This is a genomic window from Paraburkholderia mimosarum LMG 23256 = NBRC 106338 (genome assembly GCF_000739815.1).
GTDB lineage: Bacteria > Pseudomonadota > Gammaproteobacteria > Burkholderiales > Burkholderiaceae > Paraburkholderia > Paraburkholderia mimosarum.
Window position 1 is genome coordinate 1 of the sequence record NZ_BBJJ01000308.1, and the last position, 566, is coordinate 566.

The 566-nt window shown below is 61.1% G+C and carries 1 protein-coding gene; it reads right to left on the reverse strand.

Going from position 1 to position 566, the window contains the following annotated elements; genetic code table 11:
* Window positions 1–142: 142 nt before the first annotated feature.
* On the reverse strand, window positions 143–566 hold a 424-nt coding region (locus BMI01S_RS42360; protein WP_042293507.1), incomplete at its 5' end, for a DUF6398 domain-containing protein.

Genomic DNA, 566 nt, shown 5'->3' on the forward strand with positions numbered 1-566 from the left:
GGGGTCGCTTCAGGAAACGGAAAATAAAGCACGTTTAGCCTGAGCCAGGGGGGGGGCGGCGAACCCGACCAAGCGCAAAGGGAAATTGCTACGTCGCAGCGTCGCAAGTGAAGTACAACCGGGGCTCGGGATTTTGCGCGAACTAGCGTTCTTCGCCTGGAACGAACGGGATGACACCCAGCCGGAAGGCTTCTTCCTGCAAATTGCGCGGGATGCGGCGCGCGTCGACGATCATGCCATTGATTTCAATAAGCCAGACGAGCGGATTTCTGTCGAGCTGACTGGGAAGTGACCAGCGAGGATCGAGCTGGCCGATCTTCAGAAGGTTCAGAATTGCTCCTGAGCGGGCAGAACCGGTCTGGGCGCTTAGCCCGAAGTGCTGGCACAGTGCATCGGCGCGCATGTGGGGCTTCTGGGACTTGTCGAAAAGGAAGTTGACCCTCCCGATCGCGTAGGCCACGCCGCAGGCCCAGGAGCGCGCAGGACCGGTCACCAGGGGCGATGGCCGCTTGCGGCACAGGGTGGCAACGAGACGTCGGCAGAGGTCGCGGTATTCATCAGTCAGG